The organism is Noviherbaspirillum sp. L7-7A (assembly GCF_019052805.1).
Lineage (GTDB): Bacteria > Pseudomonadota > Gammaproteobacteria > Burkholderiales > Burkholderiaceae_D > Noviherbaspirillum_A.
The window spans coordinates 242,719-258,403 of sequence record NZ_JAHQRJ010000001.1; the positions used below are offsets into that span (position 1 = coordinate 242,719).

Below are 15,685 nucleotides of genomic sequence, written 5' to 3' on the forward strand. Positions count from 1 at the left end.
TGCGGTTTTTGCGGTGCATGGAGTGTAGGGCAAGGGGAGGGAAGACGCAGCAGGGTAGATCATTTCATGCCGGGGCAGAACCCTTGCATCCTTTGTGATGCGCAATGTGTTTATTGGCAAAAGATCGGTCAGTCATTCTTTGAGCACGTTCTTGCTCTGCCATTGTTAACGTTCTCTCTCTTGTGGAACGAATTTTTGGGTGCGGATAACCAAACGATCGTATTTTTCGGAGTACAAAGAACTTTCCCAAGCAATATGTCCGGGTCTTGATGAGAAATTTTTTAGACCACAATCGTCATTAAGTAAGGATATTGCTGGTGTATTTGTCACAAAGTAAATTGCAGTTAACGAAGGAAACGCCATGGATGGGAAAAAGCTATCTTTACCAAGTCGGGCAATGGTGGATTCTTATTCTGAGAATAGAACGCTGAATGGGGAATCGGAAGTGCCCCGAAAGCCAAGACTTTTCGACCCGGGAAACCTGTCCCAGTTTTTGAACTTGAATCCATTTGAGGCGGGTTCGGATTTTTCGAAATTGCAACACAGTGACTTTAGAAATGTGGACCCTGAAACCCAGCAGGAACTTCTTCTTTTTCTGGCGTATCGTTTTGTGATCGAATCTCTTGTCAAGAAATGAAAAATCTGGTGCGCGCTTCACATTCCAATGTCGGGCTTAAGCGGTTTAGTGTAATCATCAAAAATCCAGGGCTTGAGCGCGACCGATTTCTGATGATAAATGTGCCAGATGTGATCGATGGCATTCGTGTTGATCGGATATCTTGATTCCAAAGCTGTTCCTTTGACACCATTTATTGTCCCTAAAGGCAAAGCAGGCTCTTACAGTGGCGTTTGCACCTGCGCCATGGTGTCCATCCTCGTCACCCGCATTGGCACGGTAATCGTGTACTTATTTGCCATTGCACCTTGCACAGGCAGACAAGTTATTACGGCTGAGCAGTCTTTAACACCGTAGGTGCAAGCCATTCCATTGGCATGAAACGCTCGTTCGACTACACCGATCTTGCAAAATTGTAATTACTTTCACTATTTTTCGGGGGTATAGAACGGCCTTGCTCCTGCTCTCGCCAAGGGTTTGCCACCAGTCATGGCCACCCTCTGGCGCTCACCGATTCCCGCCCACCCCGTATCCCGTATAATCAGCCGTTTGCAATATGCCGCCACTACGCCCAGACCATGAACTCGTCCGATATACGCGATAAATTCCTCAAGTTTTTCGAATCCAAAGGCCACACCGTCGTCCGTTCGTCCAGCCTGGTGCCGGGCAACGACCCGACGCTGCTGTTCACCAACTCCGGCATGGTGCAGTTCAAGGACGTGTTCCTCGGCACCGACAAGCGCAATTACGTGCGGGCCGCCTCGGTGCAGCGCTGCCTGCGCGCCGGCGGCAAGCACAATGACCTGGAAAACGTCGGTTACACCGCGCGCCACCATACCTTCTTCGAGATGCTGGGCAACTGGTCCTTCGGCGACTACTTCAAGCGCGACGCGCTGGTCTGGGCCTGGGAGCTGCTGACCACGGTCTACGGCCTGCCGCCGGAAAAACTGTGGGCCACCGTCTATGAAACCGACGACGAAGCCTTCGACATCTGGGTCAATGTGATCGGCCTGCCGCCGGAGCGGGTGGTGCGCATCGGCGACAACAAGGGCGCGCCGTATGCATCCGACAATTTCTGGCAGATGGCCGACACCGGCCCCTGCGGCCCGTGCTCGGAAATCTTCTACGACCACGGCCCGGACGTCTGGGGCGGCCCGCCGGGCAGCCCGGAGCAAGATGGCGACCGCTATATCGAGATCTGGAACAACGTGTTCATGCAGTTCGACCGCCAGATCGACGCCAATGGCGTGGCCACGCTGACGCCGCTGCCGGCGCCCTGCGTCGATACCGGCATGGGCCTGGAGCGCCTGGCCGCGGTGCTGCAGCATGTGCACAGCAACTACGAGATCGACCTGTTCGCCCGCCTGATCGCCGCCGCCGCCCGCGAAACCAATACCACTGATCTCGCCAACAATTCGTTGCGCGTGATCGCCGACCATATCCGTGCCTGCGCCTTCCTGATCGTCGACGGCGTGATCCCGTCCAGCGAAGGCCGCGGCTATGTGCTGCGCCGTATCATCCGCCGCGCGCTGCGCCATGGCCACAAGCTGGGCCAGACCAGGCCGTTCTTCCACCGCCTGGTGCCCGACCTGGTGCAGGAAATGGGCAATGCCTATCCGGAACTGAAGGAAGCCGCTGCCCGCGTCGAGCAGGCGCTGAAGGTCGAAGAGGAGCGCTTCGGCGAGACGTTGGAAAACGGCATGAAGATCCTGGAAGCGGCGCTGGCGAAAGACCCGGCCCACCTGGACGGCAAGACCGCCTTCACGCTGTACGACACCTACGGCTTCCCGCTGGACCTGACCGCTGACATCTGCCGCGAGCGTGACGTGACGCTGGACGAGGAAGGCTTCCAGGCCGCGATGGCGCACCAGAAGTCGACCGCGCGCGCGGCCGGCAAGTTCGAGATGGCGACCTCGGTCGAGTATAGCGGCCCGAAAACCCGCTTCGTCGGCTACGACACCCTGCAGCAGGAAGGCGAGGTCGTGGCGCTGTATGTCAACGGCGCGGCGGTGGAGAAAATCGAGGCCGGCCAGGAAGCCATCGTGGTGCTGGACAGCACGCCGTTCTATGCCGAGTCCGGCGGCCAGGCGGGCGACATCGGCACTCTCGAATCCGAAGCCGGCGAGTTCCGGGTGCAGGACACGAAAAAGCTGCAGCCGGAAGTGCATGGCCACCACGGCGTGCTGGAGTCCGGCACGCTGGCGGTTGGCGACGTGATCGGTGCGAAGGTGGACGCGCGCCACCGCGCCCAGACGATGCGCAACCACTCAGCCACCCACCTAATGCACACGGCGTTGCGCATGGTGCTGGGCGGCCATGTGTCGCAGAAGGGCTCGCTGGTCGATGCGGATAAAACCCGCTTCGACTTCAGCCACAATGCGCCGCTGACGCAGGATGAGATCCGCCGCGTCGAAGCCATCGTCAACCACGAGATCCTGGAAAACCACGCGACCGAGGCGAAGCACATGCCCTACGACGACGCCATTTCCCATGGCGCCATGGCGCTGTTCGGCGAGAAGTATGGCGACGAAGTGCGGGTGCTGGGCATTGGTTCCTCGCGCGAGCTGTGCGGCGGTACCCACGTGACCCGCACCGGCGATATCGGCCTGTTCAAGATCGTCTCCGAAGGCGGCGTGGCATCCGGCATCCGGCGGGTCGAAGCCGTGACCGGCGAGAACGCGCTGGCGCTGGTGCAGAAGCTGTCGTCGCAGGTCAGCGAGGCGGCTGCCGCGCTGAAGGCGCAGCCGGACGAGCTGGCAGCCCGTATCCAGCAGGTGCAGGACCAGGTGCGCACGCTGGAGCGCGAGCTCAATGCAATGAAGGCCAAGGCCGCGGCCAGCAAGGGCGATGAGCTGGTAGGCCAGGCGGTCGACATCAACGGCCTGAAGGTGCTGGCGGCAACGCTGGACGGCGCCGACGTCGCCGCACTGCGCAGCACTATGGACAAGTTGAAGGACAAGCTGAAGTCGGCCGCCATCGTGCTGGCGGCAGTCAACGACGGCAAGGTCAGCCTGATCGCCGGCGTGACGCCCGACGCCACCGGCAAGGTCAAGGCCGGCGAGCTGGTGAACTTCGTGGCCCAGCAGGTGGGCGGCAAGGGCGGCGGCCGGCCTGACATGGCGCAGGCTGGCGGCACCGATCCGAGCGGCCTGCCGCGCGCGCTGGAAGGCGTGGCCGGCTGGGTGCGCGAGCGGGCATAAGCCTGCCAAGGCATAAGAAAAACGGGCGGCCTGGGCCGCCCGTTTTTTATTGTGCTGCAACTGCGCCTCAGTTCAGTTCAGTTCAGTTCAGTTCAGTTCGGCGCAGTGCAGGTCAGCGCAGCACTGCGCCGCACCGCCATTTCTTTCCTAGAGCGCCGCGATCAATCCTTCCAGCTTCACCGCGTCGGCGCAGAACTGGCGTATGCCTTCGGCCAGCTTCTCGGTCGCCATCGCGTCTTCATTGAGCTGGAAGCGGAAGGATTTTTCATCCAGGTTCAGCTTTTGCAAATCGCTGTCGCGGGCCGCGTCCGGGCTGAGCTTTCTGGTCACGGGCGCGGTGCCGTCGGCCAGCTTCTGCAGCAGTTCCGGGCTGATGGTCAGCAGGTCGCAGCCGGCCAGCTCGATGATCTGGGAGGTATTGCGGAAGCTTGCGCCCATGACTTCGGTCTTGTGGCCGAACTTGCGGTAATAGTTGTAGATGCGCTGCACCGACTGCACGCCGGGATCGTCGGCGCCGCTGTATTCCTGTCCGCTGGACTTCTTGTACCAGTCGTAGATGCGGCCGACGAAGGGCGAGATCAGCTGGGCGCCGGCATCGGCGCAGGCCACTGCCTGGGGCAGCGAGAACAGCAGGGTCATGTTGCAGCGAATGCCGTCGCGCTCCAGCGCCTCGGCGGCGCGGATGCCTTCCCAGGTCGACGCGATCTTGATCAACACCCGTTCGCGCGACACGCCGGCGGCTTCGTACAGCGCGATCAGCTCGCGGCCCTTGGCGATGGTGGCTTCGGTGTCGAAGGACAGCCGGGCGTCGACTTCGGTGGAGACGCGGCCCGGGATGATGTCCAGAATGCGCCGGCCAAAGACCACCAGCAGCTGGTCGATGATATGACCCGCTCCCTTGCCCTTGAAGTCGCGCGCGGCCTGTTCCAGCAGCGGACGGTATTCATCCTTCTGCACGGCTTTCAGGATCAGGGACGGGTTGGTGGTGGCGTCCTGCGGCGAATAGGCCTTGATGGACTGGAAGTCGCCCGTGTCGGCAACGATGGTGGTGTATTGCTTGAGCTGTTCGAGTTGGTTCATGGTTGGTTCGCGGTGAGAAGGTAATCGGTGGTCGGGCCGGGATAGTGTAATCGCCCGGCCACACCGGCGGCCATGGGCGTCCTGCTTGTCGTAACTGTCATGACTGTCATGGCGGCTCCGGCGCTTCGGTGTAGGAGTCGAACTGTATGTCGATGCGCTGCAGCGCCTTTTGCGCCGCCTCCATCCTGCGCCGGAAATCCGGCCCGCGCCGCAGCGCCAGGCCTACGGCGAGGATGTCGATCACCACCAGGTGCGCCAGGCGCGCCGTGATCGGGCGGTAGGGATCGGTGTCGACCGGCAGGTCGACCGGCAGCAGCACGGTGGCCAGCGCCGCCAGCGGCGTGCCGGACGGCGCGATCACGATCACGTCGGCGCCGGCGCGGCGCGCCAGCTGCACGCTGTGCAGGAGCGCCGTGCTGCCGCCGCGCTGCGAGATCGCCACCACCGCGTCGCCGGCTTCCAGCAGCGCCGCCGAGATCGCATGGATATGCGGATCGGAATAGGCGACGGTAGGCACGCCGGAGCGGAAGAACTTGTGCTGGGCGTCGGCCGCGACCAGGCCGGAGCTGCCCTGGCCGTAGAACTCGATCTTGGCCGCCGCCGCCAGGATGTCGAGCGCGCGCTGCACCGCCTGCGGGTCGAGCGTGTTGCGCAGGTCGAGCAGGGTATTGACCGAGCGGCCGCAGATCTTGCTGACCAAGTCTTCGGCCAGGTCGTCCTGCAGCGGCGTCTCGTCGCGGCCGCTGGGGGCCAGCGCCAGGCCCTGGGCCAGCTTGAGCTTGAACTCATGCCAGCCGTCGCAGCCGACCGCGCGGCAGAAGCGCACCACGGTGGGTTCGGAGACCTGGGCGGTGCGCGCCAGCGCGGTGATGTTTTCCGAGATGGTCAGTTGGGGATTGTCCAGCACCGCCATCGCCACCTTGCGCTCGGACTTCGACAATGCATCCATCTGGGTGCGGATGGCATCCAGCAGCATGGCCGGCTAGTCCTCCGGCAGCGCTTCTTCGCGCCACTGCAGGCCATCGCGGCCAATTAGCGCGCTGGCCGCGCCCGGCCCCCAGGAGCCGGCGGTGTAGAACACCGGGTCGTTGTCCTCCTGGTCCCAGAAATGCAGGATGGGCTCGACCCATTCCCAGGCCGCTTCCAGTTCGTCGCTGCGCATGAAGAGCGTGAGCTGGCCGCGCAGCACGTCTATCAGCAGCCGCTCGTAGGCTTCCATGCGCGGCTTCTTGAAGGTTTCGCGGAAGTCCAGTTCCAGGTCGACCAGCTTCAGGCGCATGCCGTCGCCAGGCGTCTTGGCCATCAGGTTCAGGCTCAGTCCTTCGTCGGGCTGGAGCCTGATCACCAGCGAGTTCGGCTGGAAGCTGCTGATGGGCTGGTTGAAGATGGAATGCGGGATGGACTTGAAGCGCACCACGATCTCGGCCAGCGAGTCGGCCATGCGCTTGCCGGTGCGCAGGTAGAAGGGCACGCCGGACCAGCGCCAGGTGTCGATCTCGGCCTTGACCGCGACGAAGGTCTCGGTGCGGGAACCGGGATTGGCGTCGTCTTCCTTGCGGTAGCCCGGCACCGCCTTGCCCTCTACATGGCCGCTCTTGTACTGGCCGCGCACCACGTTCTGCACCAGGGTATTGGGCGTGAAGCGGCGCAGGGCGCGCAGCACCTTGAGCTTTTCATCGCGCACCGCGTCGGGCGTGCTGTCGACCGGCGGCTCCATGGCGACGATGCACAGCAGCTGCAGCAGATGGTTCTGCAGCATGTCGCGCAGCGCGCCGGAGGTTTCGTAGTAGCCCATGCGGTTGCCCACGCCGAGCTCCTCGGCGATGGTGATCTGCACGTCGGAAATCCATTCGCGCCGCCACAGCGGCTCGAACAGGATGTTGCCGAAGCGCAGGGCCAGCAGGTTCTGCACCGCTTCCTTGCCCAGGTAATGGTCGATGCGGAAGATCTGCGATTCGGCAAACACGCGGCCGACATCGGCATTGATCTGGCGCGCGCTCTCCAGGTCGCGGCCGAGCGGCTTTTCCAGCACCACGCGGGCATTCGGGGTGGCCAGGCCGGCGTCGGCCAGGTTCCCGCAGATCGCGGCGAACAGGCTGGGCGGGGTGGCCAGGTAGTAAACGCGGGTCAGCTTCTCGTCGTCGCGCATCGCCTCCTTCAGCGGGGCATAGGTGCCGGCGTCGGTGGCGTCGAGCGAGACGTAGTCGACCCGTTCGCAGAAAGCCTTCCAGGCGGCTTCGTCCAGCCGCTCCTTTTCGATATGGGGCTTGGCCTGGCGCGTGATTTCCTCGAGGTACTGCTCGCGGCGCCATTCATGGCGGCCGACCGCGATCACGCGGCCCGAGGGCGGAAAGCCCTTGCCGCGGCTTAAGGCGTAGAGGGCGGGAATCAGCTTGCGCATGGCGAGATCGCCGCCGCCGCCGAACAGGACAAAATCGAAATCGCTCATTGCCATGGATCAGGCATCCGTAGAAGGTTGGGCCAGCAGCGCCTGGCGGGCGCGTGCGATCAGGCCGTTGGTGGAAGCGTCATGCGCCCCGGCATTGGTGGCGCCGCTCAGTTCATGCTGGATCGCCCTGGCCAGCACCTTGCCCAGTTCCACGCCCCACTGGTCGAAGCTGTTGACACCCCAGAGCACGCCCTGCACGAACACCTTGTGCTCGTACAGCGCGATCAGCGCGCCCAGGCTGGCCGGCGTCAGCGCACCCAGCAGCAGGGTGTTGCTGGGCCGGTTGCCGGGGAAGGTGCGATGCGCCACCAGCGCCTCGACGCGCTCCGGCGCCATGCCTTGCGCCTGCAGCTCGGCGCGCACCTCGTCGGCGGTCTTGCCGCGCATCAGCGCCTCGCTCTGGGCAAAGCAGTTGGCAAGCAACGCTTCCTGATGGCCGGGCAGCGCATGGGACGGCTGCAGCGCCGCGATGAAGTCGACCGGCACCGGGTCGGTGCCCTGGTGCAGCATCTGGAAGTAGGCATGCTGGCCGTTGGTGCCGGTGTCGCCCCAGATCACCGGGCAGGTGGCGACCGCAACCGGCGCGCCTTCCTGGTCCACGCCCTTGCCGTTGCTCTCCATTTCCAGCTGCTCCAGGTAGCCGGGGAAGCTGGCCAGGTCCTGGTGATAGGGCGCAACCGAGATCGAGGTGCTGCCCAGGAAATTGCGGTTCCAGATGCCCACCAGCGCAAGGATGGCCGGCAGGTTGCGCTCCAGCGGGGCGCTGCGGAAATGCTGGTCCATGCCGTGGGCGCCGGACAGGAATTCGCGGAAGCCATCGGCGCCGATGGCAATCGCCACCGGCAGGCCGATCGCGGACCAGACCGAGTAGCGGCCGCCGACCCAGTCCCAGAAGCCGAACATGTTGGCCGGATCGATGCCGAATTCGGTGACTGCCCTGGTGTTGGTGGAGACCGCGACGAAATGCTGCGCCAGGTGTTTTTCCTCGCCGTGCATCAGGAACCAGGCGCGCGCCGACTGCGCATTCATCATGGTTTCCTGGGTGGTAAAGGTCTTGGAGGCGACGATGAACAGCGTGGTCTCGGGCTTCACCCGCGCCAGCAGCGCAGCGAGGTCGTGGCCGTCGACGTTCGAGACGAAGTGCATCGCAATGCGCGGATGGCTGACGCTGCGCAGTGCCTGGCAGGCCATTTTCGGGCCGAGATAGGAGCCGCCGATGCCGATATTGACGACATCGGTGATCGGCTGGCCGGTATAGCCCGTCCAGGCGCCGGAACGTACCCGCTCGGCAAAATGTCCAAGCCGGTCCAGTACCTGGTGAACCTCGGCGGCCAGGTCCTGTCCATCGATCACCAGTTGTTCGCCACGGGGCGCACGCAGCAGGGTGTGCAGCACGGCGCGCTGCTCGGTGTGGTTGATCTTCTCGCCGCTGAACATCGCTTCCCGCCGCGCCTCGACGCCGCGCTCCCGCGCCAGGGCGCACAAGAGGTCCATGGTCTCGCGCGACACCAGGTTCTTGGAATAGTCGAGAAATATCCCGGCGGCCTGTTCCGAAAAGGACTGGAAGCGCTGGCTGTCGGCGGCGAACAGATCGCGCAGCCGCCAGTCGCGGGCTTGGGAAAAGTGGCGCTGCAGGGCGGTCCAGGCGGACGAGGAGCGCAGGTCGTTAGCGGGCATGGGAAGGGATGAAAGATGAAATTCGGTCAAGTATATAGGAACTTTAAGTAATTTCACTACATTTTATTGCGCTGGCCAAACAGAGTTCGAATGACAGCATACCTTAAGCTATAGAATTCACGAGCGCAAGCGGGGAAAAGCTTCATTTTGATTGCGTCTGATCAATGGTGATACGGGCTTGCGATGGAAATTCCGAACCCATACTTTGTAGTATAATTTCACGATTATTTTTAGCGAGGAATTCTCATGACGCTCAACCCTGTCGTCGCGTCCGTTACCGAACGCATCACCCTGCGCAGCCGGCCGTACCGCAGCGCCTACCTGGCCCGGCTCGAACTGGCGCGGCGCCAGGGCGTGCAGCGCGGCGCTCTCGGCTGCACCAATCTCGCCCACGGTTTCGCCGCCTTCCCAGCCAGTGACAAGCTGGTGCTGAAGGAGCAGAAAAAGCCTTCCGTGGCCATCGTCTCCTCGTACAACGACATGCTGTCGGCGCACCAGCCCTTCGAGCATTTCCCGGCCAGGATCAAGGAAGCCGTGCGCCAGGTCGGCGGCGTGGCCCAGTTCGCCGGCGGCACGCCCGCCATGTGCGACGGCGTCACCCAGGGCCAGCCGGGCATGGAGCTGTCGCTGTTCTCCCGGGACACGATAGCCATGGCCACGGCCGTGGCGCTGTCGCACAACATGTTCGACGCCGCCGTCTATCTCGGCATCTGCGACAAGATCGTGCCGGGCCTGTTGATCGGTGCGCTGCATTATTCCCATCTGCCGGCGGTGTTCATTCCGGGCGGACCGATGACCACCGGCATGGCCAATTCGGAAAAGGCGCGTATCCGCCAGCTGTATGCCCAGGGCAAGCTGTCGCGCGAGGAGCTGCTGGAGGCCGAGTCGCGCTCCTATCATTCGGCCGGCACCTGCACCTTCTACGGCACCGCCAACAGCAACCAGATGCTGATGGAAGTGATGGGCCTGCATCTGCCGGGCGCGGCCTTCATCACGCCCGGCACCCCGCTGCGCGACGCGCTGACCGCCGCCGCGGCCCAGCGCGCGGTGCAGATCACCGACCAGTCCGGCGAATATCTGCCGGTGGGCCATGTGGTCGACGAGAAAGCCATCGTCAATGCCATCATCGCGCTGCTGACCACCGGCGGCTCGACCAACCACACCATGCACCTGGTGGCGATCGCGCGCGCGGCCGGCATCGTGATCGACTGGAACGACTTCAGCGAACTGTCGGGCGTGGTGCCGCTGCTGGCGCGCATCTATCCGAACGGCGAGGCCGATGTCAACCATTTCCATGCCGCCGGCGGCACCGGTTTCGTGATCCGCGAACTGCTGGACGCCGGCCTGCTGCACGAGGACGTGAAGACCATCCTCGGCCAGGGCCTGCGCAAGCATGCGGCCGAGCCGCTGCTGATCGACGGCAGGCTGACCTGGCGCGACGCGCCGGCCAAGAGCGGCGACGACAACGTGGTGCGGCCGGCCAGCGCGCCTTTCTCGGCCGACGGCGGCCTGCGCCTGATGTCGGGCAACCTGGGCCGCTCGGTGATCAAGGTGTCGGCGGTCAAGCCGCAGTACCGGGTGGTGAAGGCGCCGGCCATCGTGTTCGATTCGCAGGAGCAGTTCCTGCATGCCTTCAACGACGGCAAGCTCGACCGCGACTTCGTGGCCGTGGTGCGTTTCCAGGGGCCGCGCGCCAACGGCATGCCGGAGCTGCACTCGCTCACGCCGGCGCTGGGCGTGCTGCAGGACGCCGGCCGCCACGTGGCGCTGGTGACCGACGGCCGCATGTCGGGCGCATCGGGCAAGGTGCCGGCCGCGATCCATGTGTCGCCCGAGGTGCTGGCCGGCGGTCCGCTGGGCAAGGTGCGCACCGGCGACATGATCCTGCTGGATGCCGAACAGGGCGTGCTGCAGGCGCTGGTGCCGGAGGACGAATGGAAGGCGCGCATACGCGAATCGGCTGATCTTGCGTCGAACGAGGTCGGTCATGGCCGCGAACTGTTCGCGATGTTCCGCAACGCCGTCACCACCGCCGAGGAAGGCGCCGCTACCTTTGGCCTGCCGCCGCTGATCAAACAGGTGGACCCGGAAATCAACCAGCCGGGCGGCGAGAAGGAATCCAAGGAATTCAGCGACGAAGACACGCTGATCCGCTCCAACAGCGGCGACGCGACAACCCAGAAGGAGATCGGCTAATGGCCAACCTGTCCGTGCTTGACATCATGCGCACCTCGGCGGTGATTCCCGTCATCGCCATCGACGACATAAACCATGCGGTGCCGCTGGCGCGCGCGCTGGTGGCGGGCGGCATCCGGGTGCTGGAAGTGACCCTGCGCACCGCCCACGGCCTGCCGGCGATCAAGGCCATGGCCGAACAGGTGCCCGATGCGATCGTTGGCGTCGGCACTCTGGCGCAGCCGTCTGAATTCGCGGCGGCGCGCGACGCCGGCGCCGTGTTCGGCGTATCGCCCGGCCTGACGCCGGCGCTGATCGAGGCCGCCAGGTCCAGCGGCCTGCCGCTGCTGCCGGGCGTGATGACGCCATCGGAAGTGATGGCCGCGCGCGAGGCGGGCTTTCGCCAGCTGAAGCTGTTCCCGGCCATGCAGGCCGGCGGCGTCGGCATGCTCAATGCGCTTGCCGGTCCGCTGGGCGATGTGATGTTTTGCCCCACCGGCGGCGTATCACAGGAAAACGCGCCGCAATTCCTGGCCTGCCGCAATGTCGCCTGCGTCGGCGGCTCCTGGCTCACGCCCAGGGACGCCCTGGTCGCGGGCGACTGGGAGCGCATCACCGCACTGGCGCGCGCAGCCTCGGCGCTGCGCGGCTGAACTGGTTTCCCGGCGTGGCTGCCACAGCGCGAAATTTTGCCTGTCGCGCACGCCACGCTGGCCTCACCGCCTCGCCAAGAAGGCGGTGATCGACCTCCTGATTCTGAATAGCTTCCTGTTTCCGGCCGTGCCGGGAAAAGCGGCAATCTGCTCGACAATTCTGTTGAGGCAGCCCCCGAGCTGAAATAGAATCCCCCTCGACCAACGGCCTGCAGAGGCGCCTGCCGCCGCAGCCGTCCGCTCACTGATACGGATCGCCACAACTCCATCGACAGACCCTTGCGCCAGCCGGGAGGCCCATGCCGCTATTGCGTCGCACGTCCGCTTTTCCTCCGGTATCGGCGCGCATGGTGCTGCTGTCGGTGTTGATGGCCGGCTCGTGCGCCACCGCTGCGCTTTTTTTCCTGGTCAGCCGGCTGGAAACGCGGCAGGAAGAACTCCGGTTTCAGGAATTGGCGCAGCGTCGCTTCACCGCAATACGTATCGGTACCGAAGGCGCGCTGGCTGCCTTGCATGCTGTCAACCAACTGTTTGCCGCGATGGGTACAGTCAGCGGAGAGCAGTTCAGCATTTACACCCGGCCGTTGCTGCGGGCGCATCCTTACCTGGTTGCGCTGGGTTTCCAGCGCAACGTGCTGGCCGAAGACAGAACAGCGTATGAATAGCGCATGCGCTTGCTTTTGCCAGCATTCCAGATCACTGAACCGGCATCGGATGGCAGCCTGGTCCGCGCCTCTCACCGCCCGACTTACCGGGTCATCGAATATATCGAGCCTCTGGCCGGCAATGAAGTAGTGTTTGGCATGGATTCGGGCTATCTGGAAGCGCATAACGCGGCGGCGCGACGGGCTGCGCAAACTGGCCTGCCGGCGGCGACGACGCTGTTCGAGCTACCTCAATTCAAGGGAATGAAGAAAGGCTTCCTGGTGCTGCTGCCAGTCCATGCATGGAAATACAGCGAGGAGGAAGGCCCTGCGCCGATGCGCGTGGCCGGGTACAACGCGGCCGTGTTTGTCGCTGAAGAACTGTTTGCACGAATACTGGCGCCAGTCGGCTTGGTAACGAGCCCGGGACTGACAATGAGCGTGCATGCCCTGGCGCCGGGCCGGATGGCCGAACAGGTTTTCCGCGACGCTGATGCGGTGCCGGATAGCTTCTGGCTTGAGCAGCATGTGGCCCGGCTGTTCGGTGCCAGGTACCTCGCGCTGCACGAGGAAATCGATATCGGCGGCAGCGCCTGGCGCGTTACGGCCGAATCTGCCTCCGCCTTTCATGTCGGGAATCATGCGGGGTCGCTTCTGGTGCTGTTGCTGGGGTTGGCGTCGACCCTGTCGGCGGCATGCTATTTGAGAAAACTGAATCGGCACACGCTGGACCTGACGCATGCCAATGCGATGCTGAATCGGGATATTGCCGAGCGCTGCGGCATTGAACTGGCCCTATGCCGCAGCGAAGACCGTTTCCGGCGTCTGGTCGAACTGTCGTCCGACTGGTATTGGGAGCAGGACGCCGCCTATCGTTTCAGCCTGCTGGCTGGTCCCAAAGTAGAGCAAATGCCGGGCATCCTGGCCAGAGTCATCGGTCGCACCCGTTGGGAAGTCGCGGGCGATGCCGATCCCGATGCTCTGGCCACCCATCGTGCGCTGGTGGAGTCGCACAGGCCGTTTCAGAATTTCGAATATCTGCTCACGGTCAATGCCAGCCAGCAGGTCTGGCTCAGCGTGAATGGCGAACCTGTGTTTGACGAGAATGGGCAGTTTGCCAGCTATCGACGCACAGGGCGGGATATCAGCCAGCGCAAGCGTTCGGAGCAAGCCTTGCGCGAACTGACTGCGCACCGGGAATCGATCAAGGAACAGGAGCGCAAGCGTATCGCCCGGGAAATCCACGATGAACTGGGGCAGACCTTGCTGGCACTGCGGCTGGATGTGGCAAGTCTGTATGTGCGTGTCGGGGGACAGGCACGGCTGCAGGAGCGGGTCGGGTTGGCGCTTTCGCAAATCGACCTCACCATCAGGGCAGTACGCAACATCATCAATGACCTGCGTCCGCCGGTGCTGGACCTGGGGCTGGACGCGGCGATTGAATGGCAGGTCGGACAGTTTCAGCGCCGCAGCGGAATACGTTGCCACCTGGCCCGGAACAGCGGCGCCACCAGCCTGGAAGAGCGCGTGGCCACTGCGCTGTTTCGCATCGTCCAGGAAGCCCTGACCAATGTGCTGCGGCATGCCGGCGCCAGCGAAGTCACCATCACTCTGGGTAGCACCGCCCGCACGGTCAACATGGCTATTGCCGACAATGGCAGGGGCGCGCCGCCGGAAGACTGCCGCCGCGTCGGCGGCTTAACAGGGCTTGCTTAATAGGGCCTGCTTAACAGGGCTGACTTCCAGCCCGGGCATCGTTAGCACAAGTGGACAATCTCGCCGATAATGCCTGTTCGTCAACAACAACTTTTGTATGAACAACTTTTTGCTGGTCATTCTTGCCCTGTTCCTGGTTGCACTGAACGGATTTTTCGTGGCCGCCGAATTCGGCTTGGTCAAGCTGCGGCAGACCCGCATCCGCGCCATCGCCCGGACCCACGGCTTGCGTGGCCGCATGCTGGCCAAGGTGCATGGCCAGCTCGATGCCTATCTGTCGGCTTGCCAGCTCGGCATTACGCTGGCTTCCCTGGGCCTGGGCTGGGTCGGCGAACCCGCCTTTGCGCGTCTGCTGGAGCCGCTGTTCGCGGCGGCGGGCGTGACATCGCAGGAAATCATCCACGGCGTATCCTTTTTCTTCGCCTTTTTCCTGATCTCCTTCCTGCATATCGTTGTCGGCGAACTGGCGCCCAAGTCGATGGCAATCCGCTATCCCGAGCGCATCGGCCTGTGGGCCGCTACGCCGCTGTACAGCTTTTACTGGACGATGTACCCGATTATCTGGGTGTTGAATGCCAGCGCGAACGGCGTGCTGCGCCTGGCTGGCCTGAATGCTTCCGGAGGCCACGACACGCACTATTCGGCTGAAGAACTGAAACTGATCCTGCGCAGCAGCCGCAACAGCAGCAAATTCAGCACGGACGAATGGAATGTGCTGGCGCAGACGCTGGACTTCGGCGAACTCGACGTGGCTGACCTGATGCGTCCCATCCATGAAATCGCTGCCCTGCACCGCGGCAGCTCACTGGCCGAAAACCTTGCCACTGTTTATCGCACGCGCTACAGCCGCTATCCCTATTTTGCCGAGGATGGCATCGAAGTCCTGGGCGTGATTCACCTGAAAGACCTGTTCCTGGCGGAACAGGACGGCCGCAAGATCACCGACCTGACGCCGTTCCTGAGGCCGGTGTCGCATGTGACGCCGCGCATGCCGGCGGTGGAACTGATGCGCCGCTTCCGCACCGGCGCGCCGCATTTCGCCGTGGTGGGCAAGAAAGGCCACAAGCCGCTTGGCTTCCTGACCCTGGACAACCTGCTGGGCGCGCTGGTGGGTGAAATCCGCGATGAATTCCGCCAGAGCGACAACGACTGGACCCGGCTGGACGACGGCACCCTGATGGGCAAGGGCAGTCTGCCGATTTTCACCCTGGAGCGGGCGCTGGGCATCGATGTGGAAAACGAGGAAGTCGATTTGGAAGAGGCCGACTCGGTCGGCGGCCTCGTTATGGAGAAGCTGGGCGACATTCCGCGCGAAGGCCAGAAGATCGCGTTTGCCCAGTTCGATGTGGTGGTCAAGAAAATGAACGGGCCGCGCATCGTGCTGCTGCGCATCTATCCGCGGAAAAACAGCGAGGAAGAAACCGGCGTCTGATGCAGGTTTGAATGAAGGACGTTTGAAGGCCAAGCGCGTAAAA

General features: G+C 63.4%; 11 protein-coding genes. 7 read left to right on the forward strand and 4 right to left on the reverse strand.

Features of this window, described 5'->3' with window-relative positions; genetic code table 11:
* Positions 1–361 precede the first annotated feature (361 nt).
* Together KTQ42_RS01190 and alaS are read left to right on the forward strand one after the other, a co-directional pair.
* Positions 362–637: a hypothetical protein gene (locus KTQ42_RS01190; protein WP_217343832.1), complete on the forward strand. Its 276-nt coding sequence runs from the start codon at positions 362–364 to the stop codon at positions 635–637.
* A 557-nt stretch (positions 638–1,194) separates the two neighbouring features.
* Complete coding sequence (gene alaS / locus KTQ42_RS01195; protein WP_217343833.1) at positions 1,195–3,816, forward strand: alanine--tRNA ligase; 2,622 nt, start codon at positions 1,195–1,197, stop codon at positions 3,814–3,816.
* A 147-nt stretch (positions 3,817–3,963) separates the two neighbouring features.
* On the opposite strand, the gene tal is transcribed toward alaS, so the two are convergent.
* The 4 genes from tal to pgi form a co-directional block, all read right to left on the reverse strand.
* Positions 3,964–4,896: a transaldolase gene (gene tal, locus KTQ42_RS01200; RefSeq protein ID WP_217343834.1), complete on the reverse strand. Its 933-nt coding sequence runs from the start codon at positions 4,894–4,896 to the stop codon at positions 3,964–3,966.
* A 106-nt stretch (positions 4,897–5,002) separates the two neighbouring features.
* Positions 5,003–5,872 carry an SIS domain-containing protein gene (locus KTQ42_RS01205; RefSeq protein ID WP_217343835.1) on the reverse strand — a complete coding sequence of 290 codons (870 nt, stop codon included), beginning with the start codon at positions 5,870–5,872 and terminating at the stop codon, positions 5,003–5,005.
* A 6-nt stretch (positions 5,873–5,878) separates the two neighbouring features.
* The gene (gene zwf, locus KTQ42_RS01210) at positions 5,879–7,351 is read right to left on the reverse strand and encodes a glucose-6-phosphate dehydrogenase (RefSeq protein WP_217343836.1); all 1,473 of its coding nucleotides are present in this window, start codon (positions 7,349–7,351) and stop codon (positions 5,879–5,881) included.
* Between the two features lie 3 nt (positions 7,352–7,354).
* Positions 7,355–9,022, reverse strand: a complete 1,668-nt coding sequence (gene pgi / locus KTQ42_RS01215) for a glucose-6-phosphate isomerase (protein ID WP_217343837.1) — start codon at positions 9,020–9,022, stop codon at positions 7,355–7,357.
* Positions 9,023–9,268: 246 nt separating this feature from the next.
* Here pgi and edd point away from each other — a divergent pair, with 246 nt between their 5' ends.
* From edd to KTQ42_RS01240, 5 genes are all read left to right on the forward strand, one after another.
* Positions 9,269–11,218 (forward strand): phosphogluconate dehydratase, encoded by a 1,950-nt coding sequence (edd, locus tag KTQ42_RS01220; protein WP_217343838.1) that lies wholly within the window; start codon positions 9,269–9,271, stop codon positions 11,216–11,218.
* Positions 11,218–11,850 carry a bifunctional 4-hydroxy-2-oxoglutarate aldolase/2-dehydro-3-deoxy-phosphogluconate aldolase gene (eda, locus tag KTQ42_RS01225; RefSeq protein ID WP_217343839.1) on the forward strand — a complete coding sequence of 211 codons (633 nt, stop codon included), beginning with the start codon at positions 11,218–11,220 and terminating at the stop codon, positions 11,848–11,850. The genes edd and eda overlap by 1 nt, the downstream gene beginning before the upstream one ends.
* A gap of 299 nt (positions 11,851–12,149) precedes the next feature.
* On the forward strand, positions 12,150–12,515 hold the full coding sequence (locus KTQ42_RS01230; protein WP_217343840.1) for a hypothetical protein: 366 nt from the start codon (positions 12,150–12,152) through the stop codon (positions 12,513–12,515).
* 3 nt (positions 12,516–12,518) lie between these two features.
* Positions 12,519–14,210: a CHASE domain-containing protein gene (locus KTQ42_RS01235; protein ID WP_217343841.1), complete on the forward strand. Its 1,692-nt coding sequence runs from the start codon at positions 12,519–12,521 to the stop codon at positions 14,208–14,210.
* A gap of 97 nt (positions 14,211–14,307) precedes the next feature.
* Positions 14,308–15,642 carry a hemolysin family protein gene (locus tag KTQ42_RS01240; RefSeq protein WP_217343842.1) on the forward strand — a complete coding sequence of 445 codons (1,335 nt, stop codon included), beginning with the start codon at positions 14,308–14,310 and terminating at the stop codon, positions 15,640–15,642.
* Positions 15,643–15,685 lie beyond the last annotated feature (43 nt).

What these genes read in the sequence shown, in the direction of transcription:
- KTQ42_RS01190 (WP_217343832.1), top strand. Translation starts at nt 362, where the DNA reads ATGGATGGGAAAAAGCTATCTTTACCAAGTCGGGCAATGGTGGATTCT.
- alaS (WP_217343833.1), top strand. Translation starts at nt 1,195, where the DNA reads ATGAACTCGTCCGATATACGCGATAAATTCCTCAAGTTTTTCGAATCC.
- tal (WP_217343834.1), bottom strand. Translation starts at nt 4,896, where the DNA reads ATGAACCAACTCGAACAGCTCAAGCAATACACCACCATCGTTGCCGAC.
- KTQ42_RS01205 (WP_217343835.1), bottom strand. Translation starts at nt 5,872, where the DNA reads ATGCTGCTGGATGCCATCCGCACCCAGATGGATGCATTGTCGAAGTCC.
- zwf (WP_217343836.1), bottom strand. Translation starts at nt 7,351, where the DNA reads ATGGCAATGAGCGATTTCGATTTTGTCCTGTTCGGCGGCGGCGGCGAT.
- pgi (WP_217343837.1), bottom strand. Translation starts at nt 9,022, where the DNA reads ATGCCCGCTAACGACCTGCGCTCCTCGTCCGCCTGGACCGCCCTGCAG.
- edd (WP_217343838.1), top strand. Translation starts at nt 9,269, where the DNA reads ATGACGCTCAACCCTGTCGTCGCGTCCGTTACCGAACGCATCACCCTG.
- eda (WP_217343839.1), top strand. Translation starts at nt 11,218, where the DNA reads ATGGCCAACCTGTCCGTGCTTGACATCATGCGCACCTCGGCGGTGATT.
- KTQ42_RS01230 (WP_217343840.1), top strand. Translation starts at nt 12,150, where the DNA reads ATGCCGCTATTGCGTCGCACGTCCGCTTTTCCTCCGGTATCGGCGCGC.
- KTQ42_RS01235 (WP_217343841.1), top strand. Translation starts at nt 12,519, where the DNA reads ATGCGCTTGCTTTTGCCAGCATTCCAGATCACTGAACCGGCATCGGAT.
- KTQ42_RS01240 (WP_217343842.1), top strand. Translation starts at nt 14,308, where the DNA reads ATGAACAACTTTTTGCTGGTCATTCTTGCCCTGTTCCTGGTTGCACTG.